We start from the raw sequence: 23,250 nt of genomic DNA on the forward strand, positions 1-23,250 counted from the left end.
TGGCCAAAGGTCGCGGCGGAAGTGCTACGCGCGGTCAGCAGCGGGGCTTTCGGGCGCCTTATCCTGCACGATGGTCACGCCGGACTTGCGCGAACCGTGGACGCGGTGGGCGGCAGCGACGCGCTCCGGATAATCCGGGGCATGGAAATCAGCATGGGCGGCTTCCTCAGCGTTTTCGGCTTCCAATTCCGCCGCACGCGCACGCCTGGTGCGCAACGCGCCACGGATGGTGGCCGCTACACCAGCCGCGACCACGATCGCGATGGCAACGGGGGTAACTGCTGCAGGCACTGCCCAGCCAAAGTACGTCTCGGCACCGCCGATGATTTTGCTGATATTCAGGCCCACGATGGCCGTGCCCACCAGTCCGCCGAGCAGGACGGGGTTGATGCGGGAGATAAGCCACGCGGCGATGGGCGCGCTGATAGCGCCACCGATGAGCAGGGCAAGAACTGCGGCCAAGTTGGCGACGATATCGTGCCAGAGACCGACGATAAAGCCCGCAGTAGCGCCGAAGGTCACCAGGAACTCAGCGGCGTTGACCGTACCCACGATGCGGCGCGGCTGCTCGCGGCCGATGGCCATGAGCGTGGAAGTCGACACCGGGCCCCAGCCGCCGCCACCGGTGGAATCGACGAATCCGCCCACAAGGCCAAGTCCGGCCAGAAACGGCGTGGAGTGGGTGCGCTTATAGGCAGAGCCACGGCGGCGTGGTTGGGAGAAGCGCCAGATGAGGTTGGCGCCGATGCCCACCAGGATGAGTGCGGTCACTGGCGCGGCCGCCGCGGTGGAGATATTCGACAGCAACGTGGCGCCCAAAAAGGCGGCGATCCCACCCGGCACACCGAGACGGACTACGGTTTTCCAATCCACGTTCCCGAAGCGCGCGTGGCTTAATCCGGAGATGGCCGTGGTACCCAGCTCGGCGGTGTGTACGACGGCCGACGCCTGCGCGGGGCCAAGGCCGGCAAGAAGCAGCATGGTGGTAGACGTGACGCCAAAGCCCATGCCGATACCACCGTCCACGAGGTTGGCGGCCGCACCGGCGAGCGCGATGAGGATGAGGGTTAGCATGGCGCGAACACCTCCTGTGCGGCGCGACGAGCGTGGTGAAAGCGATCTGCAACGAGGCCCGCGAGATCAGTGCCGAGAGGGCGGTCGACGGTCGCGGGAACGCCCGCCAACCGGTCTAGGAGCAGGCCCTCGGTCACGAAGAGCGGAATAACGCGTACGCGAGAGGGGTCTTGATGCTCGCGGCACAAGGACACGATCCCTTCGCGACCACCGCGGGTGGCGAATTCCACCGCCGTGGGCACGCCGGTGAGCGCGAAGGTGCGGTGGGCTAGCTCACGGATGGCATCGTTAGCCGCGGTATCGGAGGAACCGACGGAGTAGATGACCACATGGGCATCGTCAGGCCGGGTACGGGAGGCGAGCACGCGGGCGAGGTCCTCGCTGGTGCCGAGCCCTGGGGCGAGGTGGAGGGAAAGGTGGGAGGTTTGGGAGGCGTCGGCAAGCGCGCGTGGGACGTCCACGCGCTGGTGATAGCCCTGGGTAAAAAGCAGGGGAACCACAATGGCCTCGGTCTCCCCTAGCTGGGCGAGCTCGAGCGCGGCCGTGGTGAGGTCGGGCTCATTGAATTCCAGGTGCGCGGCGCGGGCTGGGCGCAGACCCGCGACCTGGGTCAAACGCTCAATGCCGGCCGCGGCGTCCGGGTGCCGCGAACCGTGGGACAGGGTAATAAGTGCGGGCATGGGGCGCATCCTTAAGCCTGCGGTGCCGTGGAGTGTCCGCGGCGGGCAAGCGAGCGCTTCAATGCCTCGTTGGAGGACACGGCCGGTGCGGGGGCTACCGGGGCATCGTCTTGGCCGTGAAAGCGCACGGAGAAAATCCGCAGGCACTCCTGGCACTTCCAGGCAAAATCATCTTCCTCATCCGGGAAGAGGTCGGTGCCGGCGCAATACGGGCAGAAGCTGGGATGGTTGCGGTTGGGGTTGGGCTGGCGGCGAAAATTCACTGCAAGTCCTCCTCCTTGGCACGCAAGACCCAGTGGCGGAATTGCTCGCCGTCCTCGCGCTGCTCTTTGTATTTATTGACCAAGCGAATGACGTACTCGGGCACCTCATCGGCGACGACCTTGTGGCCGCGCAGCTTACGGCCCCAGTCCGGGGACAAGCCAAGGGCGCCGCCCAGGTGGACCTGGAAGCCCTCGACGCGGTTGCCCTCGGAATCGGTAACAATCTGGCCCTTCAGGCCGATGTCCGATACCTGCGAACGCGCACAGGCGTTGGGGCAGCCGTTGAGCGCGATGGAAATCGGCACGTCCAGATCGCCCAAGGTGTCTTCCAGAATGTCTACCAACTCGATGGCGCGGGCCTTGGTGGTCACGTGCGCGAGCTTGCAAAATTCCAGACCGGTGCAGGAGATGACGCCGCGGCGGAATTCGGACGGCTGGGAGTACAGGCCGGTCTCATCGAGCGCGCGGGAGAGCGCCGGAATGTCTTCTTCCTCCACATCGAGGAAGAGCAATTCCTTCATCGGGGTGGTGCGGATGCGGCTGATGCCGAACTTTTCGGCCACGTCCGCAATGGCGATGAGCTGCTCGCCGGTGGCGTGGCCCACGGTAGGTTTGACGCCGACGTAGAACTTGCCATCCTTCTGGCGGTGCACGCCCAAGTGATCGCGGGAGCCGGGCTCGACCTCTAGCGGAAAACCATCCAGCAGCGGCTTATCTAGGTATTCTTCCTCGAGCACTTGGCGGAACTTCTCGATGCCCCACTTGGCTACCAAGAACTTCAGGCGGGCACGATTGCGATTGCGGCGGAAGCCGTAGTCACGGAAGATGCCGACCACACCGGCCCAGACCTCCGGCACGCGCTCTAGGGGAACCCAGGCGCCGAGGGACTGCGAGAGCATCGGGTTGGTGGATAGGCCGCCGCCAACGAAGCAATCGAATCCCGGGCCGTACTCGGGGTGGTTCACGCCCACGAAGGCTACGTCTTGAATCTCATGCGTGACGTCCTGACGGGAGTTGCCGGAGATAGCGGTCTTGAATTTGCGCGGCAGGTTATGGAATTCCTCGCGCGGCAGGTAGTTATTCTTAATCTCTTCGATGGCTGGGGTGGCATCGATAATCTCGTCCTCGGCCACGCCGGCAACTGGAGAGCCCAAAATGACGCGCGGCACATCGCCGCAGCCCATGAGCGTGCTCAGCCCCACAGACTCGAGTTTGTCCCAAATGGTGGGCACATCCTCGATTTGAATCCAGTGCAACTGGATATTCTGGCGGTCCGTAAAGTCCGCCGTGGAGCGGGCATAATCGCGCGAGATCTCACCGACGGCGCGCAGCTTGGCAGGATCGGCACGGCCGCCGTCGAAGCGCACACGCATCATGAAGTACTCGTCCTGCAGTTCCGCGTTAGATAGCTTGGAGGTCATCTCACCGCCCAAGTTCTGGTTGCGCTGTGTATAAAGGCCCAGCCACTTAAAGCGAGGGGCTAGGTCATCGGCTGGGATCGAGGAAAACCCCTGCTTGGAATAGATATCGATGACGCGCTGCTTAGCAGAAAGTCCGCCGTCTTCCTGCTTAATTACCTCATCGTTATTGAGGGGCTCGGTGCCGTCAATCTTCCATTGGCCTTCGGGCTTTTTAGCGCGGGGCGTGCGCTTGGTATTAGTCGCGGTGGTCATGGTGTAGATCTCAACCTGCCTTTCCAAAGTATTGAAAGACAACCTACCCGTCTAAAATGAGCAGACAAAGCGGTCTTTTTTATTTTCAAGTAAAAAATCGTCCTGAACTGCATGAAGAGAAGAATATTTTTAGAATCTAATTCAACGCTTTGCCGCAACCTAGACTAAACGGTTCAATTGCCAGAAAGATAAGCCACAGAAAATGAACCTAGCGGTCTAGACGCCGCGATAGAGAGAAAGGCATTCACGCAGCATGAATCAGCCCTTGAAGGTAGCCGTCATCGGCGCAGGCCCAGCCGGCATCTACGCCTCCGATATCCTGGTGAAGAAGACCGGCGGCGAGGTACAGATTGACCTCATCGAGCAGATGCCCGCGCCCTTCGGTCTCATCCGCTACGGCGTAGCACCGGACCACCCGCGCATTAAGGGCATCATCAAGTCCCTGCACCGCGTGCTCGATACCGAGCAGATTCGCCTGTTGACCAACGTGCATATCGGCCGTGACATCACCGTCGACGAGCTACAGCAGCACTACGATGCTGTGGTCTTTGCCACCGGTGCCGTGGGCGACCGCCACCGCGATATCCCTGGCGCGGACTTGGACGGCGTGCATGGCGCCGGCGAATTCGTGGGCTTTTACGATGGCAACCCGCGCTTCGAGCGCGATTGGGACCTGTCCGCCAAGGAAGTTGCGGTTATTGGCGTGGGCAATGTGGGACTGGACGTCTCCCGCATCTTGGCCAAGACCGGCGATGAGCTCAAGGTCACCGAGATCCCCGATAATGTCTACGAGTCCCTGGCTAAGAACCAGGCTGAGACCGTGCGCGTCTTCGGCCGCCGCGGCCCGGCGCAGGCCAAGTTCACTCCGCAGGAGCTCAAGGAGCTGGACCATTCTGAGTCCATTAATGTTGTGGTCTCCCCCGAGGACATCGATTATGACGAAGCCTCGCTGGCCGCGCGCCAGGAGAGCAAGTCCACCGACTTGGTGTGCCAGGTGCTCGAGCAGTATGCCATCCGCGATCCCAAGGAGGCGCCGCACACGCTGCAGATCCACCTCTTCGAGCAGCCGGTAGAAATTTTGGGCGAGGACGGCAAGGTCAGGGGCATCAAGACCGAGCGCACCGTGCTCAACGGCGATGGCAGTGTGCACGGCACCGGCAAATTCACCGAATGGCCGGTGCAGGCGGTCTATTTCGCCACCGGTTACCGCTCCGATGCGGTCGATGGCGTGCCCTTTAACCAGGACAAGAACGTCATCAATAACGATGGCGGCCATGTCATCGATGCGGCCGGCGCGGTAGTACCGGGTCTCTACACCACCGGGTGGATTAAGCGCGGCCCGGTGGGGCTGATCGGCAATACCAAGTCCGATGCCACGGAGACGATTGGCATGCTGCTTGCCGACGCCGCTTCTGGCACCCTCCCCTCCCCCTCCAGCACCGCGGATATCACCGAAGTCTTTACCGAGCGCGGTATCGATTACCTGACGTGGCAGGATTGGCAGCGCTTGGACGCGGCCGAACGCGCGCTGGGTGAGCGCGAGGGCCGCGAGCGTAAGAAGTTTGTGGAGTGGGAGGACATGGTCTCCCACTCACGCGCCGAAGTTTAGCGGCGAATGATGGCAAGGACCTCGTCGACGATGGACTGCACCTCGTCGGCGGTCTTTGCCTCTACATTGAGGCGCAGCAGCGGCTCCGTATTAGACGCGCGCACGTTGAACCATGCCTCGGTTCCCTTGAGCTCTACGGTCACGCCATCGAGCTCATCGACGGACTCAATCTTATCCGCCAGCTCATCCAGTACCGCCTGGGTAGCGGCCTTCTGATCCTCCACGGTGGAATTGATCTCACCGGAGGCCTCGTAGCGGGAGTATTCCGCCATGAGTTCGCTCAGCGGCTTATCAGACTGGCCCAGAGCGGCCAGCACGTGCATCGCAGCAAGCATTCCGGAATCGGCGTTCCAGAACTCCTGGAAGTAGTAGTGCGCGGAATGCTCGCCACCGAAGGCGGCCTGGTGCTCTGCCATCTGCGCCTTGATGAAGGAGTGGCCCACGCGGGTGCGCACCGGGGTGCCGCCCTTTTCCTTAATGAGCTCCGGCACGGTCTTGGAGGTAATCAGGTTGTGGATGATGGTAGCGCCGGGGAACTTCTCCAGGTAGCGCTCAGCCACCAGTGCGCAGATGGCAGACGGAGAAACCGGCTGGCCCTTTTCATCCACTACGAAGCAGCGGTCCGCATCGCCGTCGAAGGCCAAGCCAATATCGGCTTTCTGATCCACGGTGAACTTCTGCAGATCTACGAGGTTCTTTGGATCCAAGGGGTTAGCCTCGTGGTTCGGGAAAGTGCCATCGAGCTCGAAGTACAAATCGCGGACGTCGAAAGGCAAGCCATCGAAGACGGCCGGCACGGTGTGGCCGCCCATGCCGTTGGCGGCATCGACAGCTACGACGAGCGGCTTGGAATCCTCCAGCGGTACCAGCTTGCGCAGGAAGTCGGCGTAGCCGGCCAGAATCTCCTGCTCGGCAATTGCGCCCTCGGTGCCGGTGAACTCCGGGGTGCCGTCGATAAGCATCTGCTTAATCTGCTCCAAGCCGGTCTCCTGGCCCACCGGTACCGCGCCGGCGCGGCAGAGTTTAATGCCGTTGTACTTGGCTGGGTTATGGGACGCGGTAAACATAGCGCCCGCACACTCCAGGGAACCGGCGGCGTAGTAGAGCTCGTCGGTAGAGGTTAGCCCCAGCAGGGTCACGTTGAGGCCCTGCGAGGTCACGCCCTCAGCAAAAGCGCGCGCCAGAGACGGCGAGGACGGGCGCATATCGTGGCCGACTGCCACGGTATTTTCGCCTTCTTCCCGCAGGATGACGGCAAACGCGGCGCCCGTATCGCGCACGAAGTTCTCATCGATATCTTCGCCCACCACGCCACGGACGTCATAGGCCTTAATTACTGCATCAAGATGCTCACGAGTTCGCATAACCTGCAATAGTACTCCCGCCCGCTGGGAAACTACCGCACCACGGGGTTCGTGTCAGTCCTGTTCCGGTTCCGCGGGCGTCGATTCATCGGGCACGACGGAAAGGTGTGCGCGGCGCGCCTTTTTGGCATAAGCCACGCGGCGGGTGCGAAAGACCGGGTGATTCGAATTGGCAGGGTCTGCCCCATCAAAGGTCGCGGAGTAGTCGATGGGGTCGGCACCGGAGCCGGCGCTGCGGTCATCGACCAAGCCGGTAGTCACGCGGCCATCTTCCTTGACGGCCTCTGCCAAAGCCATCAGGTCATCTTCCTCATCCAGCTCAATGCGATCCACACGCACCAGTTCCCAGCCCACTGGGGCGGAGATGCGGTCGCGGTGGGTGGCGCACAGATCCCAGCTGTGTGGGTTCTCCTCTTCCGCCAGCGGTCCAACGACGGCCGTCTGGTCCGCGTAAGCGTAGGTCAATGTCGCCACGGCGGGGCGGCCGCAGCCTGGGCGGGAGCAATGGCGAGAAATAGTCACAGCGCATAAGTCTAAACCCTTGGTTGAGATTTAGATAGTCTTCGCCCCGGCGTGGCTCCGCTAAATCCGGCCCGCCAGCACCTTAGAATCAGGGTCATGACCGCCGCTCGCCCGCATATCCGCCCCGCCCGCGACCGCCACGGCCACGGCATGCGCGGACCTCTCCTCCCCCAGCAGACCCCGCGCTACCGCAGCGCGCGCGAGCACTTCGACATGGCCGTATTGGAGGCCTATGCCCCCATCCAAAACGCCTTCGCGCCACAATTGCGTGGCCTCGACTTGGCCGTAGACACCATCCCGCGCATGCGGCTTTCTCCCGATATGACCGTACTACCGGATGAGATTATCGCCGATGGCCCAGTTCCCCTCGGCCGCGTGGTTCCCGCCGGTGTAGATTCCGAGGGCCAGCCCACCCGCGCGCGCCTGGTCATCTTCCGCATGCCTATTGAGCAACGTGCCTCTACCCCGTCCGAGCGTTCCGAACTCCTGGGCACCGTTATTACCGCACTGGTGGCCAACTACCTCAACTTGGACCCCGAAGAAGTGGACCCGCGCTATAGCTGGTAGCCCCAGTAGGTTTCGCGGCAGCAGAAAAGCCCCTGGCCGCACATTGCGTGCTAGCCAGGGGCCTTACTGGACACCTTAATTATCCAATCTCGCGCTTGAGGCGGCGGCGCTCACGGTCCGATAGCCCGCCCCAAATACCGAAGCGCTCATCGTGCTCCAGCGCGTACTCCAAGCATTCATCGCGTACCGCGCAGGCCTGGCAGATGCGCTTGGCCTCACGGGTAGAGCCTCCCTTTTCAGGGAAGAATGCTTCAGGGTCGGTCTGTGCGCACAGCGCCTGGTCCTGCCACTCCTGCTCGACGGCACCGAAGAGTTCATCGAGCGACATCTCTGCAGCAGCACCGCCACGGAGAATGGCGTTGTTATTAGCCATTTTGTCCACGCCTTTTCCTTTCTCCGAGGTTGGGTAATTCTCATCAGTGCGACCGACTGTACACCACATTCCCCTTGGGCAACCCCGCCGGGATGGTGTGGAAGTAACGGCGCCGGCCGCTGTTTCTTTCACTGATGTAATTTCACACCGGATCACTAAATATCGTCAACCCGAATTGGCGGCTTCTTCGCGCTTTCCGGCAAAAACGCAGCACACGATCCCCATCCGTCACATCTGTAACAACTGATCCCCTATGGGGGTGTAGGTAGGGGGTACTACATGTAGTGGTACCCCGTTTTTCTGTCAACAATTTTCAGGAAATTCCGGCGTGTCGCGCGCACAACCCTGCAAAGAGGGGATCCATGCGCTTCGCATCTGTGAAGATTTCACACCGTGTCGGCCAGTGCGGACAGTCGGGCTCGGTGGCCCCACAAAAAGAGAGGCCGAACCGAGGCTCCATTGTCCTCAGTTCGACCTATGTCAGCTGGACCTAGTGCAGTGCCCAGACCACGGCGAAAGCGTTAAGCATCGGAGCTAAAACGCACGCCGGCATCGGGAATGGCAACGCCGGGGAAGACACGCATGCCGTCGAGAAGCTCGCAGCGTGCGCCGATGTGGGCGCCTTCACCAATGACACAGTTCTCAATGACCGCGTTGGCGCCAATGTGGGCGCCGGAGGCAATGATCGAGTTGTGGATGATGGCGCCGGGCTCAATGCGCACGCCGTCGAAGACAACGGTGCCCTCCAAGCGGGAGCCCGCGCCCACCTCGGAGCCACGGCCCACGGCGGTACCGGATAGCAGCAGCACGCCACCGGCGATTCCGGCGGAGGGATCTACCAGGGATTCACCAGTCCTGCCCTCAATCAGCGGGGAAGGCGCGATGCCGCGTACTAGGTCGGAGGAACCACGGGTGAAGTCATCCGGGCGGCCCATGTCGCGCCAGTAGGAGTTGTCTACGTGGCCGACAACCAGGCGGCCTTCAGCCAAGAGCCCTGGGAAGGTTTCGCGTTCCACGGAAACAACGCGGTTAGCCGGGATGGACTCGATGACGGAGCGCTTGAATACATAGCAACCGGCGTTGATCTGGTTGGTTGGCGGATCCTCGGTCTTTTCTAGGAACGCGGTAACTCGGCCGTTGGAGTCGGTCGGCACGCAACCAAACGCACGCGGGTCAGCCACGTTGAGCAGGTGCATGGTGACATCGGCGTCCTTGTCATGGTGCGTGGTGAGGATCCCTTCCAGATCCATGCCGGAGAGCACGTCGCCATTGAAGACCATGACCGTGTCATTGCGCAGTTTGTCGTAGACGTTGCGGATGCCGCCGCCGGTGCCGAGCGCGGTCTCTTCCACCACGTACTCGATCTCCAAGCCCAGATCGGAGCCATCACCGAAGTAATCCTCAAAGACCTCGGCCTTATAGGAGGTAGACATGACGACGTGCTCAATGCCGGCGGCCTTGATGCGGGCGAGCAGGTGCTGCAGGAACGGGTAGTTTGCCGTCGGCAGCATCGGCTTCGGCGTACCGATGGTTAGTGGGCGCAGGCGGGTGCCGCGGCCGCCGACGAGAATCACTGCATCCGTGCTGGCACCGTGGGTGGTGGCTGCTTCAGTCATAGTCTTCCTTATGTATGCGGACAGTTTTATTCTGTGATTTTCTGAGGGACAGTGTAGAGCGTATGGCGCGCAATCCAGTTCAACGGCACGCGCACCGAGCCTTAAGAACGTGCCGAGGCTGAGGCAATAAGCCCGCGGAGTCGCAGTCCCAGCCACAACGCGCCGCGCAGTGGGGCCTGCCACCATGCGGGGTGGCGGTCTGCCTGAAAGCGATAGGCGGAGTTGTGGTGGGCGCGCAGCATCGCTCCGGCGTGCGCTTGGGTGGAATGCCCCTTAGCGTGGCTGATGACGGCCTCTGGGCAAAAGATGTTTTGGTAGCCGGCGCGCGTGAAGCGATCTCCTAGATCTACGTCTTCGAGATACATGAAGTAGCGCTCATCAAATCCGCCAATGGCGTCGAAGGCATCCCAGCGCACAAGAAGGCAGGAACCGGATAACCATCCGGCTGGGCGCTGGGAGGTCATATCGGCTTCATCGCGGTAGGCGCGCGACCATGGATTGGACGGCCAGATCGAAGAAAAGAGTGCGTGCCCAATGCCGGTAGCCACGGTGGGCACGGCGCGGGCCGAGGGATAGTTGCTACCATCCGGCTCCACGATGCGCGGGCCCACGGCCGCAGCATCCGGCCACTGGCGGGCGCACTCAATGAGTTGATCAATAGATCCCGGGGTAAAGGTGACATCGGGATTGGAAATAAGGAAAAATTCCTCATCCACGCCACCGTGCTCGCGGGCGAAGCGGGCACCCGCATTCATGCCAGCGCCGTAGCCAATATTTCCGCCAGTATCGAGAAAGTCCACCCCGGCACGTTCGCGGGCGGCGGCCTCGGGCACGCCGTCGGTGGAGCCATTATCCGCAAGCACGACATTGGTGCCGCGAGCGCAGGCGCCCGGGAGGGAGTCCAAAAAACTACCGAGGTATTCACCGGGACTATAGGTCACGGTGATCACGGCCAGCGGGGATTGATTTGGTGTAGTCACAATGGCCCCGAGCTTAGTCACAGGCGCTCCTCGCACTGGGCAGGGACACTGCCCGAACACGCGAAATCGGACACGGATCACTAATTTTTGGCTTTTCTGCCCTAAACTGTCTCCAGATCCCCACCAATCTAGAAAGCCTCCACTTGTGACTTCTGAGAACACTCGCCGGGCGCGCACCATCCAGCCGGCGCCCTCTGCCGCTAGTGCGGTAAAGCAAAAAGGTTCCACGGCCATCAAGGCGATCGTGGCACTCCTGTCTGCCTTGATCCTGGTGGTATCTGGCGTGGGTTATGCCACCGTAGGCCGGCTGGATAGTGGCATGTCTTCGGCCACTGACTTGTCCCTAGACGGCCAGGGCTTGTCCGGTAACTCGCTCGATGGCGCAGTAGATATCTTGCTGGTGGGCAAGGATTCGCGCACCGATGCCAAGGGCAATCCCCTCTCCGAGAAGGAACTGGCGGACCTGCACGCCGGCGTGGCCGATGGTGAGGAAAATACCGACACCATGATGCTCATCCGCGTTCCGGAGGACGGTTCCCGCGCCACCGCCGTATCCATTCCGCGCGATACCTATGTCAAGGATCCGGACTACGGCAATATGAAGATGAATGCTGTCTTCGCCTCCCATAAGAACGCCAAGGTGGAAGAGCTCGAGCAGGAAAATGCTGAGGCGGAGGCCAAGGGCAAAAAGAAGCCACATTCGGATAAGGACATCGAAAAGCAGGGCGTCGAAGCCGGCCGCGAAGGATTGCTGGCCATGGTGCGCACCCTGACCGGTGTGTCTATTGATCACTACGCCGAGGTGGGCCTGTTGGGCTTTACTTTGCTCACTGACGCCGTCGATGGCGTAGATGTCTGCCTCAACGATGATGTTGATGATGACATGTCTGGCGCTAAGTTCAGCAAGGGCAAGCAGACCCTCGACGGCGCCAAGGCCCTAGCCTTCGTGCGCCAGCGCTATAACCTCCCGCGCGGCGACCTCGACCGCATCGTGCGCCAGCAGGCCTTCATGGCGTCCCTGGTCAATAAGATCCTGGACAACGACACCCTGGCTAATCCTTCCAAGCTGTCTAAGATTGCCAAGGCGGTAGAGCGCTCCGTAGTCATCGATGAGGGCTGGGACATCATGGGCTTTGTTACCCAGCTGGCCGGTCTGGCCGGCGGCAATGTCACCTTCACCACTATCCCGGTGACCTCCATCGACGGCCAGGGCGATTATGGCGAATCCATCGTCACCATCGATTCCGCCGAGGTCCACCGCTTCATGGATGACCTGGCCAAGACCCACGATGAAGCCACCGATGAGTCCAAGGCCGAAGATAAGGACAAGCAAGAAAAGGCGGACAAGGACAAGGACGTCGATCCGAATATCAATATTCACGTCCTCAACGCCGGCAATATTGATGGCTTGGCCTCCGGCATCGGCTCTTGGCTGGAAGGCAAGGGCTACACGGTGGAGCGTTCCGCCAATGCGCAGCCGGGCATCTACAGCGAGTCGCAGGTGGTCGCCGCCGATCCGACGAGCAAGGAAGCTAAGGCCCTGGCCAAGAAGCTGGGCGGGGTGCCGGTGGCAGAGAATACGCAGCTCGATGACGACACCCTCATCGTGGTTGCTACCGATGATTACCAGGGACCTTCCGATAAGGAAGCCAGCGACCAGCAGCCGGAGGAAGATAAGTCCAGCCAGCCGGTTGGCACCCCAGGCAACGACTTCGGTACCGCCAAGGTTTCCCCAGAGATCGATGCTGGTGGCGACGGCCCGCGCTGCGTGAACTAGCACTTCTCCCCTACGATGGGCGGGTATGGAACTACTCGCCCATCTTTTGCGTGCCGATGCCGCCTCCCCGCGGCTTACCGTATACAACGAGTCCACCGGCGCGCGCATGGATTTTTCCGCACAAACGCTCGACAATTGGGTGGCCAAGATCGCCAATATGCTGGAAGAAGAGCTCGACCTAGAGGCGGATTCCACCATCGCTATCGATCTTCCTTCCTCGTGGCAGGCGGCCGTTGTGGCCTTGGGCGCCCTTGCTTCTGGCCCTTCCTATAGCTTTGGCGAGTCTGCCGCGCTTGCCGACGTCGTCTTTACCTCCCCTTCCCGCTACGCGGCCGCCCACGAGCGCCAGCCCCAGGCCGACATCGTGCTCATTAGCGAGAACCCCTTTGGCCGCGGCGTGGTCGAGTCCGGCGGGGAGCTTCCCACCGGCGCCATCGATTTTGGCCCCACCGTGCGCTTCTACGGCGATCAGTACTTCGGAGAAACCCAACCACTGCCCCAGCTTGTCGATGCCCCCGCTACCGCCGAGCGCCTACTTTCTACCGGCTGGTCCGATAATGAGTCTTTCTCCCGCGCCGTGCTCGAGCCCCTAGCCGCTGGCGGTTCCGCGGTCATCGTTGCCGGCATGTGCCCGGCCGAGCGCTTAGAGGAAATCGCCGCCAATGAGAAGGCCACCGCACGCCTCTAATTGTTTCTGTATGCAGGCTAGACCCAGATATACTTAGCCCTCGTTATGTTTCTGGGAATCTCTGTGGACGCATGGTCCTCTATCTTCATCGGCGTCCTCATCCTCGCTGGCACCATTACTCAGGGCACCATCGGCTTTGGTTTAGGCACCATTGCCACGCCCATTATCGCGCTCATTCGACCTGAGCTCGTGCCCACGCTCATTCTGCTGCTGGCACTGTGCATTTCCAGCTATACGCTCGCGCGCACCTTCCGCGAGACATCCTGGCGCGTGGTGGGCATTTCCTCCCTCGCCCGCATTCCCGGTTCCCTGGTGGGCGCGTGGGCAATCGCCAGCCTCTCTCCCGATGGGCTGTCCATCTTCATCGGTTGCGCCGTACTCCTTGCTATGACGCTATCCAGCTTGGGCTGGAGCCCTCGCCCCACCACCGCCAATACGCTCATCGCCGGCGTAGCCTCCGGCATCCTGGGCACCTCGACCTCCATCGGCGGCCCGCCCATGGCGCTGATTATGAAGCGCTTCGACCCAAACCGCACCCGCGGCACCTTGGCGGGCACCTTTGTCCTCGGAACCTTAATTTCTCTTATAATTCTGGCGTTTAATGGGCAGATCACCAGCACTCAGGTGACCGCAGCGGCGGCCTACTTCCCCCTCGTTGTCGTGGGTCTCGTTGCCGCCAACTACCTCAACCGTTTTATAGATAGGCGCCTCCTCAACCGCATCGTCATCATCGTGGCCATCTGCGCGGCGCTCATGCTTATTGCCGAAGCCGCCCTTTTCTAGCCCTACCCGCTACCCCTCAGCGGAAGACCCCGGCAGGTTCCAGTTGCGGAACACGTCAACCTCTGCAATGTAAACGCCTTTAACTTATGTCACGTAACATTCACGCTTAGGCATTTTATAACCTCTTTCCACCCGCCTAAATGCAGCGTACGGCGCATATTGTGACATGTCCACAACTTTTCAACAGGGTGCCAATACCTTTCTCGCAGCCACAGGAACACCCCCACCTAGGGGTGTTACAAATTTAAGTCGATCGGCCATTGTATATACATCTATCCATCAATAATTTTTCACACACTGCCAGCCATCTAGCGGGAATAAATCCCAATAAACAGGTTGGTCTATATAAAAAATACCCACCCTCCGCTCCAGTAAATATATAGACATCTAAGAGATGACTTAATTATGAGCCTGTTTTAGCGTTTTCTTAGCGCAACACTGTGAGTTGCTGGATTTCATTCATAAGTTCATTCATTTTCTACCTGCCCAGGAGAAGTTCTATATGTCGATTCGTCGTCGCATGACCGGCCTGACCGCCGGCCTCATCGTCGCCGGCACCGCTTTCGCGGCACCGCTGGCTGGCGCAGCTACCCAGACCGAGTCCTACCCGGAGACCCCGGCTCTGAACCCGGATCTGCCAATCATCCACACCACCCACGGTTCCGACCACAAGAAGGCGAACGTCCTGAACCCTCGCCCGGTATGCAACCCGTGGGAGGACCACCGCACCGTGGTCTACAAGGTCTCCGATCGCTTCCTGCCGGCCGGCACCATCTCCACCACCAACCAGACCAAGAAGGACATCCCGCTGCAGCAGGATCTGTCCAAGTCTCAGTCCATCTCCCTTTCCGTCAACGGTGACCGCACCGAGACCACGTCCATGAACCTGGGCGGCAAGGGCTCCGGCAAGAAGGGTGAGGGCTCCTTCGGCATCTCCCACGAGATCGCCACCAAGATCGGCGCTAGCGCTTCCTACTCCCTGTCCTGGGAAGCTGGCCAGTCCATCGGACCATACGACGTTCCGCCAAACCACACCGGTGAAGCTACCTACGGCTTCCGCGTGCTGAACATGACCGGCACCCAGCAGTACTGCAAGCCTAACGGCACCTGGTCCACCCCGACCGCATGGAATGCAATGCAGCCGGTAAAGAACGAGGTTCGCGTCAAGCTGTACGACAAGCTGTCCGACTCCTACGCTCCTAACAAGGACGCTCAGAACACCACCGACGTCAATGACCCGAAGGTTGTTGAAGAGGACAAGAACCTCGAGGCTGACGCAGAGGTAATCAAGGACTCCGAGGGCAACGCCAAGGAAGCAACCGAGAAGGTCTCTGAGGCAGAGGGCAAGAACGAAGAGGCTGCCGACAAGAAGAAGCAGGAAGAGGTCGATGCCAAGGAGGACAAGAAGGACTCCAAGCACAAGCTCGACCTCGAGCCTTACCTGACCGTGTCCGGCGCTAAGCACGCTGGCTTCGCAGGCACCGTTGCTCTGCGCGCTAAGAACGTTGGCTCCGAGCGTTACTACGGCGAGTTCCCAGCTACCCAGTTCCGCGTTGACGTGAAGACCGTTAAGGGCCCGAAGGGCGTTGACCGCCTCATCACCCCGCGTTCCTCCAACGGCGCTCACATCCGTGACTTGGGCTTCAATGAGAAGACCTCCACCCGCTCCTTCGAGGTAACCCTGGCTAACCCGATTAACGCTGGCGAAGAAGCTCGCATCGCTAACCTGGACTTCGGCGACGGCAAGACCAAGGAAGGCCGCCTCATCAACAACATCGAGGTAACCCAGACCTCCCGCATCAAGGGTGATGACTCCAAGCACAACGACCAGAACGTTGACTCCCGCGAGCACACCATGAAGGACACCGGCAAGAAGGCTGAGGGCCTGTTCTAAGAACACCCTACTTCTGCCCTAGGGACACAGTTTCCTAGCCAGTCACTTCCAGAAGGCCGCTGCACCATCAAATGGTGCGGCGGCCTTCCTTCATGTCCCCCTCCCCATACATGTCATCACTCCGCTCCAGATGCCCCCACCGAGGCCCTGGACGAGCACCCAGAAATTGCAGAGCTCTTCGCTCCTCTTTCGCAGCTGCTTACCGACGAAAAGATGCAGGAACTCAACGTCCGCGTCGACGTCGATGGCGAGGACTGCACCACCATAGCGCTGGATTTCTTGAAGGAAGAAGACCTGATCGCGGACTAGCTGCGGCACCTTAACAAGATTCTCAAAGACCGCTGCACCACCCTCGGTGCGGCGGTCTTTAACATTTATTTAACGTAGATCACAAATTTGCTTTCGTTCGCTAACACCTTCAGATAGATTGTTTATGTTAGCTCATTCACAAGTACTGAAGGATGAATTCTATGTCTCACACTACTGCGAATGCGCCCGCTTCACCGGCCAGTTCACCCACTACCGGCGGCGCAGACACCCCCAACAACAGCCAGGTGACCGCCAATAAGGCCGTCAATAGCCAATGGACAATCACGCTCTTCGGCACTGCCGTGGGCGCAGGTATCCTCTTCTTGCCGATTTCTGCCGGCAGCTTCGGCTTCATCCCGCTACTGGTAGCCACTCTGCTCATCTTCCCGATGACCTACTTAGCCCACCGTGCCTTCTCCTGGATCATTAGCTACTCGCCGCTGCATGGCGAGGACGTCCTCGCGGTACTCACCCACTTCTTCGGCCGCGGCAACGGCATCATCCTCGCCATCATCTACTGGTTCACTATCTTCCCGGTGGTGCTCATTTACGGCGTATCGATTACTAATACAGTCGATAGTTTCATCGTCAACCAACTAGGCGGACCGGAAATTTCCCGCTACATCTTGGCACCGCTATGCGTGGGACTTATGACGCTGGCACTTGCCTTTGGCAATGCCATCATGCTGAAGATTGCCCAGTTCGTGGTTTACCCGCTCATCGTGGCGCTCGCAGCAGTATCGCTCTACCTCATCCCGCAATGGGACTTGGGTTCCTTCATGGAAGCCGGCGATCACAGCGCCGGCGGTGTGCTCAAGGCCATCATCCTTATCCTTCCCGTCTTGGTCTTCTCCTTTTCCTTTGTTGCCGCCATCTCCCAATTCTCCCTGGGCATGGAAAAGGAATACGGCGCGGACCACCACGCGCAGTCCGATAAGGTCATCCGCAACTCCGCCATCCTGCTGACCCTTTTCACCATGTTCTTCGTCTGGTCCTGCGCCCTGGCCATGGGCGCGGACGGCATGCAGGAGGCTAATGACAAGAACCTTCCGGTACTCTCCTACTTCGCCAATGAAACCGGCACCCCGTTTATGGCCTACATGGCGCCCATTGTTGTAATCTTCGCGGTGGCCTCCTCTTACTTTGGCCACGCCCTTGGCACCATCGAGGGGACCCAGTACCTCTTCAACCTGGCTGCACCGAAGGCCACAAAGAAGATGTCTACGCGCACGCTTGACCTGTGGACCTACCTCTTCATCTTCATCACCACGTCTCTAGTAGGAATTTTCAACCCCTCCATCCTGGATATGATTTCTGTCGTAGGCGGCGTCTTCTTCGCCTTCATGACCTACCTGCTGCCTATTTGGGTCATCTACCGCGTGGAGGCACTAGCCCGCTTCCGCGGTAAAAAGACCAACTACTTTGTGGCAGTCATGGGCTTAATCGTGCTCTTTGCCACCATCTGGGGAATGTTCCAATAATCGCACAAAAACGTGGCTCGACAAGGACTTTTCCTGTCTGGCAAGGTGGGAGACATCATGTCAGAACAGGAAAAAGATCCCGACCTAGAAATCAAGCTCGGGCAGAACAACGAAATCAAAATTAAAAACAAGTACGAGACGTTTTCCATTGCCAATGACATCGCCATCTCCGTGGTCTTCATCCTTGGCTCGGTGCTGACGCTGGCCGGCATGTCAATGGTCGCCACCGTCTTCTATCTTCTCGGCAGCCTAGGCATGGCAGCCCGCCCGGCCATCCGCCTGAAGCGCCGCACGCACCTGCAGCGCATTGGGGCAGATGCCAATACCGCCGAAAGTTACGACTACTAGGCGCAATGGGCAGACGGGGCTAACAGTAAACTTTCAGCAACTGGCAGCGACCTATCAGGCGCAATCCATTGCAGTAGCAGCCCCGTACCCCATACTTAAATCATGCGTTTGAGAGAGCGCATACGAGAGAGATAGAGAGAACCCCTCAGTTTCCAGAGGGCGGCTTAAGCCGATACATGGAAACACCTTGTAGAGAGAGACGCCTGCGGCCCTCGGTTCCTTTTGGTTCCGAGGGCCGCAGGCGTTTTACTTTGTGCCGAAGCGCTACTGGTGCAGCTTATTGTGTTTCGAAGCGAATAGCACCGCAGTTCCGGTCACCAGCGCCGCAGCCACCAAATAGAAGGCGGGAGCAAGCTGCAGGCCTGTGACATCAATAAGCCAGGTGGCAATCATGGGAGCGGTACCGCCAAAGACAGCATTGGCCGTATTAAACGTCAGCGCGAAGCCGGACAGGCGCACGTGCGTGGGGAATTGTTCGGAAAGGAAGGAGGGCAGGACGCCGTCGTTAAGCGCCAGCACGCCGCCCAAGCAGACCTGGATGATAATGACAAGCAGGAGCCCGGCGCCATCGAGAAGCATAAAGGCCGGAATGATGGACACACCCATGAACGCGGCCGCGCACAGCATCGTTGTGCGGCGGCCCAAGCGGTCCGAAAGCATGCCAGTCAGCAGGGCAAAGCCGACATAGAATGCGGACGCCACCGAGGACGCGATAAACGCCGGCGTCGCGGCCATGCCCAACTCCTCCGACAGGTAAGTGGGCAGGTAGGTCAAAATGACGTAGAAGCCAATGGCGTTGAGAACCGCGCCCGCAAAGGCAATGGCCAGGGCCTTGGGATACTTGAGGACCTCACGCAGCGGGGATTCCTCCGGCTCATCTTGATCCTCAAAGTGGGAGGACTCTTCCGTGTTGCGGCGAATCCACAGGCCATACAGACCCAAAGGCAGCGCAATGAGGAATGGTACGCGCCACCCCCAGGAATCCAGGGCGGCATCATCGAGGACTCCAGTCAGCAGTGCCGCAATGAGCGAGCCCAAGAGCAAACCCGAGGCCGTCGCGGACGGCACTACCGCCGAATAGATGCCACGCTTGCCGGCCGGGGCAATCTCAGCCAGGTGCGTGGCCGCGCCCGCATACTCACCGGCTGCGGAAAAGCCCTGCACCATGCGGCACAGCAACAGCAAGATAGAGGCGGCAAAGCCAATGGTGGCATACCCCGGCAGGAATCCGATGCACGCGGTAGCCACCGACATCATCACAATAGACACCGTCAGCGTGTGGATGCGCCCGTATTTATCGCCAAAGTGACCCCATACAATGCCTCCCAACGGCCGCACCAGGAATGACAGCGCGAAGAGCGCAAACGTCATAATCAGCGCGCGGCGGCCTTCCATCTCCGGAAAGAACACGCGGGAGATAATCGCGGACATATAGATATAGGCCGCGTAGTCGAACCACTCGATGAAGGTGCCGATGAACGCCGCCTTAATGGCCGAGCGATGTTGGCGTTTCGTAACTTCTGTATCTTCCACCTGTGCCGGCACGGCGTCCTTGGCTAGGGGTTGGGCTGTGAGAGGAGACATGCTCCTCACCTCAATTCTGTAGCTCTACAAGCATGTGAAACATGCGCAGCCTGACTGCGCGCATACCTTCAACCCTACAGAAACCAACTATGCTCTACGTCACTTTCACGCGCCAATGTTGCGCACCTACACCCCTGCCCCGCTTTCCGACGCCCTCCCCACCCCATTCCCAGCCACTAACAGCAACCCAACAGCCAGACCCCATGGGCACTACAGCCCAATGCCCCATACTGAAATCGTGCGTTTGAGAGAGCGCATACGAGAGAGATAGAGAGAACCCTCAGTTTCCAGAGGGCGGCTTTAAGCCGATACATGGAAACACCTTGTAGAGAGAGACGCCTGCGGCCCTCGGTTCCTTTTAGGTTCCGAGGGCCGCAGGCGTTTTACTGCCCTAGCTAGAGCCTTGGCATTATGTGGCAGAAGGTCTCTGCGGAAGCTTTTTATCAAAATCAATTAGGCGGCCCAAGGCCCAATCCTTATCAGTAAGCAGGCGAGAAAAGACCAAACCGGCACCAATAGATCCAACTACCATCATTCCGGTCGCGACATTGGCCAATGCTTGATCCATTTGACCATCATTCAAATAATACACCGCTCGAAACATTGTGACTCCCGGAATCATAATCACTGCGGCCGGAACAGTCGTTGTAATACGGGGAAGACGCGCCATTTTAGAAGCAACTGCACCCAGCAGCCCTATGAGCAATCCACCCATGAAGGCCGCAAAGAAAATGGTCGTTCCCGCGTGAATTAGAATCAAACGAAGCTCATTTGCCACGGTTCCAACGCACGCCGCTACTAAGACCATGCGGCGGGAAGAGTTAAAAAGGAAGGCAAACCCTGCAATTCCTAAAAAACTTGCAACCGGCGCCAACAAAAACCACTGCATATCCTGTGCAGGTGCAGGTGGGTCAGGACTAAGTTTAGTCAGCCAGCTAACCATAGAGACCGTGAAAGCGGCCGTAAATATAACGGTGAAAGCATACCCCAGCCTGACAATCCCCGCATCAAGATCAAAGCGGGCTATGTCGATCAAAGCAGAGAAAAGTGGAAACCCGGGAATCAGGAATAAAACGGCCGCCACAAAACCCGAGGACAATTCACTGGGCTCCACCGAACCTAAAGCTCCGAAGATCTCCGTCAATAAAAAGAAAACTATGCTTGCCGTCGCACCACCAGCAATCACTCCCCCGATTTGATGAACGTGACGGTGGAGAACTGTATAACGAACAAACTGGCCTGCAAACGCCGCCAAAGCAACCAACCCCACTGCTTCCAGCGGGAAAAAATTAAGATACGCAAACGCCGCACATGCGATCGCGGCAGCGAAAGAAAGAATTAGACCGCCCCAGCGCTTTTTGACATTATGCTCAATAGTATCCAGCATCGCCGCTAATTCCTGAGCAGTGATCCCAGCGTAGAGGCGATTGTGGGTCAAATCTTCCAAGGCTTCAATCCGAGAGGCATCAACTGCAGGCGAATGTTGCCGAGCAATGACCGTCCGGAAGTATTCGCCGCGGTGAAACGTACAGGTAATCTGCGTCAGACCCACTGTGGCATCTAGATGGTCAAACCCCAAAGCTCGCGCACTCCGTTTCATCCCTCTAAGTACGCGATAACCAGAGGTGCCGGCACCCATTAGGAGCATTCCCACCCGCAATACAACGTCCGCCTCGACACCCATTTGCCGATGCATCTCCGGATCAAATTGTTGTGCCATCTCTCCTCCTCTGACACTGCTCTTGGCGCACAATTAAAGACTTGTCGACCCCAACCCGATAGCGCGCTTGTAGTTTCCCTAGAATCTTACGCAAAAGAAGCCTCTTGTGAATCAGGCTCATCGATCCAAAAGCCTCCACCTTGATACCCGTAACCTGATTGAGCTATTTCTTACCCTCCGTCAAATGATTGCCACTATATTCACAGGCAAATACCAGACCCATGGCAGCCTAGCGCGTTATCTTTAATTTACGTGTTCGAGAGAACGCAAGAGAGATAGAGAGAACCAGTTCCAGCGCCCTGTGGCCCCAAGCGAGGCCCGGGCGTTGGAGCTGTTTTAGAGGTCTGCAGGTTGGGGCGTAGAGGAAGAAGTGGGCGTCGGAAAGCGATGCATGAACCAGATTCGCGGTTATGGAGCCTGCGGACTACTCCCCCGCTACCTCATACAGCGCGCATCCCAAAAGGCATGGCCGCACACACCATTGGAGCTGTACGGCCGAATACTGCGTTTCGGTTAGTTGTTTCCTAGGTAGCTCATCGCAGCGGCGATAAGGGCTTCGGTGCCGGTGCGCAGGGTGGGCTGCAGCAGCGGGGCGAAGTGCGGGCTGTGATTGGGGACGTCCTTTCCTTCTTCGCGGCCGGAAAACACCCAGAAGCAGTAGGGAACGCCGAAAGCGCGAGCAATAGTGGAAAAATCTTCCGAGGCGGTGAGGGGCTCAGCGTCGAGGACGCGGTCGGGGCCGAGGTAGGACACAAAGCCTTCCTTAAGGCGCTCCGTGGTGTCCTCATCGTTGCTGGTAAGCGGGTAGGAATCGTGGTAGCTGAACTCGGCAGGCTGCGGGCTGCCGGCAGCCTGACACTCGGCATTAACGATGCGCTCGATGGCGCCGGTGATTTTATCGCGCACCTGCTCGCTATAGGCGCGCACATTGATCTTCAGGTTGGCCTCGAAGGGGATGATATTGGCCTTCGAGCCGGCGTTGATGGCGCCCACGGTCAACACGCCGAATTCGGAGGGGTTGAGTTCGCGGGAGATGACCGTCTGCAAGCGCATGACAATGGAGCTGGCCAGTACCACGGGATCGACGCTGAGGTGCGGCATGGAGCCGTGCGAGCCTTGGCCATAAACCTTGACGTCCATACTTACCGCGGTGGACATGAATGGGCCGGAGGCCAGCGCCACAGTGCCGGCAGGAAAGTTGCTGGCAAAGACGTGTTGGCCAAGTACTACGTCGGGCGTGGCGACCTTGTCTACGAGTCCGTCATCCACCATGGACTGGGCACCGGCGGCAATCTCCTCGCCCGGTTGGAAAATGAGCTGTAGGGTGCCGGACCACTGGTCGGTAGCCTGCGCCATGAGCGAGCCCATGCCCAGCAGACTGGCCACGTGGGAATCGTGGCCGCAGGCGTGCATGACGGGGACCGTGTTTCCTTCCTGGTCAACGGCGGTATCGGTGGAGGCGTAATCTAGGCTGGTGTCTTCCTCAACCGGTAGGGCATCGAAGTCCGCGCGCAGCATGACGGTAGGCCCGGCACCGTTTTCTAGGACACCGACCACGCCGCCGCCTACGTCAATTTGATGGAAGCCGAGATCGGCAAGTTTGTCCTTGATAATGCCCAGCGTGCGTTCTTCCTGCATGGACAGCTCCGGGTGCTGGTGCAGATCCTTATACAGCGGCTCCTGCCACACCTTGACGGAGTCATAGTTGCTGCAAACAGTACGGACAGACATTGCTTCCTCCTGTGGGCTCGTGGTGGATTGTAGGGGCCAGTGTAGTGGGGTGGGAGGAAGGTGGGCGTCGGCAAGCGGGGCATCTTTGTAATGCCGGACATAGTTGGTCGGCGCTGCGACTGGCACCATAGGCGGTTACGCTGCGGCTTTATAGAATCTTTGATGACGCGTCCATCTTTAACTCATCGGCTTCTTATTATTCATCAGAAGTTTG

Annotated in this window: 20 protein-coding genes and 1 pseudogene; 9 read left to right on the forward strand and 12 right to left on the reverse strand. The window is 59.4% G+C overall.

The features are described 5' to 3' along the window. Window positions 1–24 precede the first annotated feature (24 nt). Genes QP909_RS07415 through QP909_RS07430 form a run of 4 tightly spaced genes read right to left on the reverse strand, consistent with a single transcriptional unit; the run spans window position 25 to window position 3,690 of the window. Entirely contained in the window at window positions 25–1,074 is a 1,050-nt protein-coding gene (locus QP909_RS07415; RefSeq protein WP_284766740.1) for a sulfite exporter TauE/SafE family protein, read from the reverse strand. After that, window positions 1,068–1,754: a sirohydrochlorin chelatase gene (locus QP909_RS07420; protein ID WP_284766741.1), complete on the reverse strand. Its 687-nt coding sequence runs from the start codon at window positions 1,752–1,754 to the stop codon at window positions 1,068–1,070. Before QP909_RS07420 ends, QP909_RS07415 begins: the two co-directional genes overlap by 7 nt. An 11-nt stretch (window positions 1,755–1,765) precedes the next feature. Then, window positions 1,766–2,017, reverse strand: a complete 252-nt coding sequence (locus tag QP909_RS07425; protein ID WP_005322420.1) for a hypothetical protein — start codon at window positions 2,015–2,017, stop codon at window positions 1,766–1,768. After that, window positions 2,014–3,690, reverse strand: coding sequence for a nitrite/sulfite reductase (locus QP909_RS07430; protein WP_284766742.1), 1,677 nt, complete (start codon window positions 3,688–3,690; stop codon window positions 2,014–2,016). The genes QP909_RS07425 and QP909_RS07430 overlap by 4 nt, the downstream gene beginning before the upstream one ends. A 253-nt stretch (window positions 3,691–3,943) precedes the next feature. Between QP909_RS07430 and QP909_RS07435 the strand changes: the two genes are divergently transcribed. Next, on the forward strand, window positions 3,944–5,299 hold the full coding sequence (locus QP909_RS07435) for an FAD-dependent oxidoreductase (RefSeq protein ID WP_284766743.1): 1,356 nt from the start codon (window positions 3,944–3,946) through the stop codon (window positions 5,297–5,299). Here QP909_RS07435 and QP909_RS07440 read toward each other — a convergent pair. Together QP909_RS07440 and QP909_RS07445 are read right to left on the reverse strand one after the other, a co-directional pair. Next, a complete protein-coding gene (locus tag QP909_RS07440; protein WP_284766744.1) occupies window positions 5,296–6,663 on the reverse strand; it encodes a phosphomannomutase/phosphoglucomutase in 1,368 nt (455 codons plus the stop codon). The two genes, QP909_RS07435 and QP909_RS07440, sit on opposite strands and share 4 nt — an antisense overlap. Before the next feature lie 54 nt (window positions 6,664–6,717). After that, window positions 6,718–7,185, reverse strand: coding sequence for a DUF3499 domain-containing protein (locus tag QP909_RS07445; protein WP_284766745.1), 468 nt, complete (start codon window positions 7,183–7,185; stop codon window positions 6,718–6,720). A gap of 96 nt (window positions 7,186–7,281) precedes the next feature. Here QP909_RS07445 and QP909_RS07450 point away from each other — a divergent pair, with 96 nt between their 5' ends. Further along, window positions 7,282–7,752, forward strand: coding sequence for a metallopeptidase family protein (locus QP909_RS07450; protein ID WP_005322429.1), 471 nt, complete (start codon window positions 7,282–7,284; stop codon window positions 7,750–7,752). Window positions 7,753–7,831: 79 nt separating this feature from the next. Here the strand turns inward: QP909_RS07450 and QP909_RS07455 are convergent, their stop codons facing one another. The 3 genes from QP909_RS07455 to QP909_RS07465 all read right to left on the reverse strand — a co-directional run bounded on the left by QP909_RS07455 (window position 7,832) and on the right by QP909_RS07465 (window position 10,742). Then, window positions 7,832–8,080 (reverse strand): WhiB family transcriptional regulator, encoded by a 249-nt coding sequence (locus QP909_RS07455; RefSeq protein WP_005528147.1) that lies wholly within the window; start codon window positions 8,078–8,080, stop codon window positions 7,832–7,834. Between the two features lie 566 nt (window positions 8,081–8,646). Then, complete coding sequence (gene manB, locus QP909_RS07460; RefSeq protein WP_284766746.1) at window positions 8,647–9,741, reverse strand: mannose-1-phosphate guanylyltransferase; 1,095 nt, start codon at window positions 9,739–9,741, stop codon at window positions 8,647–8,649. A 101-nt stretch (window positions 9,742–9,842) separates the two neighbouring features. Beyond that, window positions 9,843–10,742: a glycosyltransferase family 2 protein gene (locus QP909_RS07465; RefSeq protein ID WP_284766747.1), complete on the reverse strand. Its 900-nt coding sequence runs from the start codon at window positions 10,740–10,742 to the stop codon at window positions 9,843–9,845. 124 nt (window positions 10,743–10,866) lie between these two features. Here QP909_RS07465 and QP909_RS07470 point away from each other — a divergent pair, with 124 nt between their 5' ends. From QP909_RS07470 to QP909_RS07500, 7 genes and pseudogenes are all read left to right on the forward strand, one after another. Next, a complete protein-coding gene (locus QP909_RS07470; protein WP_239278730.1) occupies window positions 10,867–12,498 on the forward strand; it encodes an LCP family protein in 1,632 nt (543 codons plus the stop codon). A 25-nt stretch (window positions 12,499–12,523) separates the two neighbouring features. After that, on the forward strand, window positions 12,524–13,186 hold the full coding sequence (locus QP909_RS07475) for a TIGR03089 family protein (RefSeq protein ID WP_239278728.1): 663 nt from the start codon (window positions 12,524–12,526) through the stop codon (window positions 13,184–13,186). A 45-nt stretch (window positions 13,187–13,231) separates the two neighbouring features. Next, on the forward strand, window positions 13,232–13,969 hold the full coding sequence (locus QP909_RS07480; protein ID WP_239278727.1) for a sulfite exporter TauE/SafE family protein: 738 nt from the start codon (window positions 13,232–13,234) through the stop codon (window positions 13,967–13,969). A gap of 502 nt (window positions 13,970–14,471) precedes the next feature. After that, window positions 14,472–15,863, forward strand: a complete 1,392-nt coding sequence (locus tag QP909_RS07485; RefSeq protein ID WP_284766748.1) for a hypothetical protein — start codon at window positions 14,472–14,474, stop codon at window positions 15,861–15,863. A 138-nt stretch (window positions 15,864–16,001) separates the two neighbouring features. After that, window positions 16,002–16,172 (forward strand): annotated as a pseudogene (locus QP909_RS07490) (glycine betaine ABC transporter substrate-binding protein); the annotation flags it as partial. Window positions 16,173–16,333: 161 nt separating this feature from the next. Beyond that, on the forward strand, window positions 16,334–17,653 hold the full coding sequence (locus QP909_RS07495; RefSeq protein ID WP_284766749.1) for an amino acid permease: 1,320 nt from the start codon (window positions 16,334–16,336) through the stop codon (window positions 17,651–17,653). A 57-nt stretch (window positions 17,654–17,710) separates the two neighbouring features. Continuing rightward, window positions 17,711–18,001, forward strand: a complete 291-nt coding sequence (locus tag QP909_RS07500; RefSeq protein WP_284766750.1) for a YrhK family protein — start codon at window positions 17,711–17,713, stop codon at window positions 17,999–18,001. A 264-nt stretch (window positions 18,002–18,265) separates the two neighbouring features. Here QP909_RS07500 and QP909_RS07505 read toward each other — a convergent pair whose 3' ends face one another. The 3 genes from QP909_RS07505 to QP909_RS07515 all read right to left on the reverse strand — a co-directional run bounded on the left by QP909_RS07505 (window position 18,266) and on the right by QP909_RS07515 (window position 23,036). Continuing rightward, window positions 18,266–19,585, reverse strand: coding sequence for an MFS transporter (locus tag QP909_RS07505; protein ID WP_284766751.1), 1,320 nt, complete (start codon window positions 19,583–19,585; stop codon window positions 18,266–18,268). Between the two features lie 409 nt (window positions 19,586–19,994). Continuing rightward, window positions 19,995–21,305, reverse strand: coding sequence for a threonine/serine exporter family protein (locus QP909_RS07510; protein WP_284766752.1), 1,311 nt, complete (start codon window positions 21,303–21,305; stop codon window positions 19,995–19,997). 513 nt (window positions 21,306–21,818) lie between these two features. Continuing rightward, on the reverse strand, window positions 21,819–23,036 hold the full coding sequence (locus QP909_RS07515) for an amidohydrolase (RefSeq protein WP_284766753.1): 1,218 nt from the start codon (window positions 23,034–23,036) through the stop codon (window positions 21,819–21,821). Between the last annotated feature and the right edge of the window lie 214 nt (window positions 23,037–23,250).

Origin of the sequence: Corynebacterium sp. MSK195 (assembly GCF_030228885.1) — a bacterium.
Lineage (GTDB): Bacteria > Actinomycetota > Actinomycetes > Mycobacteriales > Mycobacteriaceae > Corynebacterium.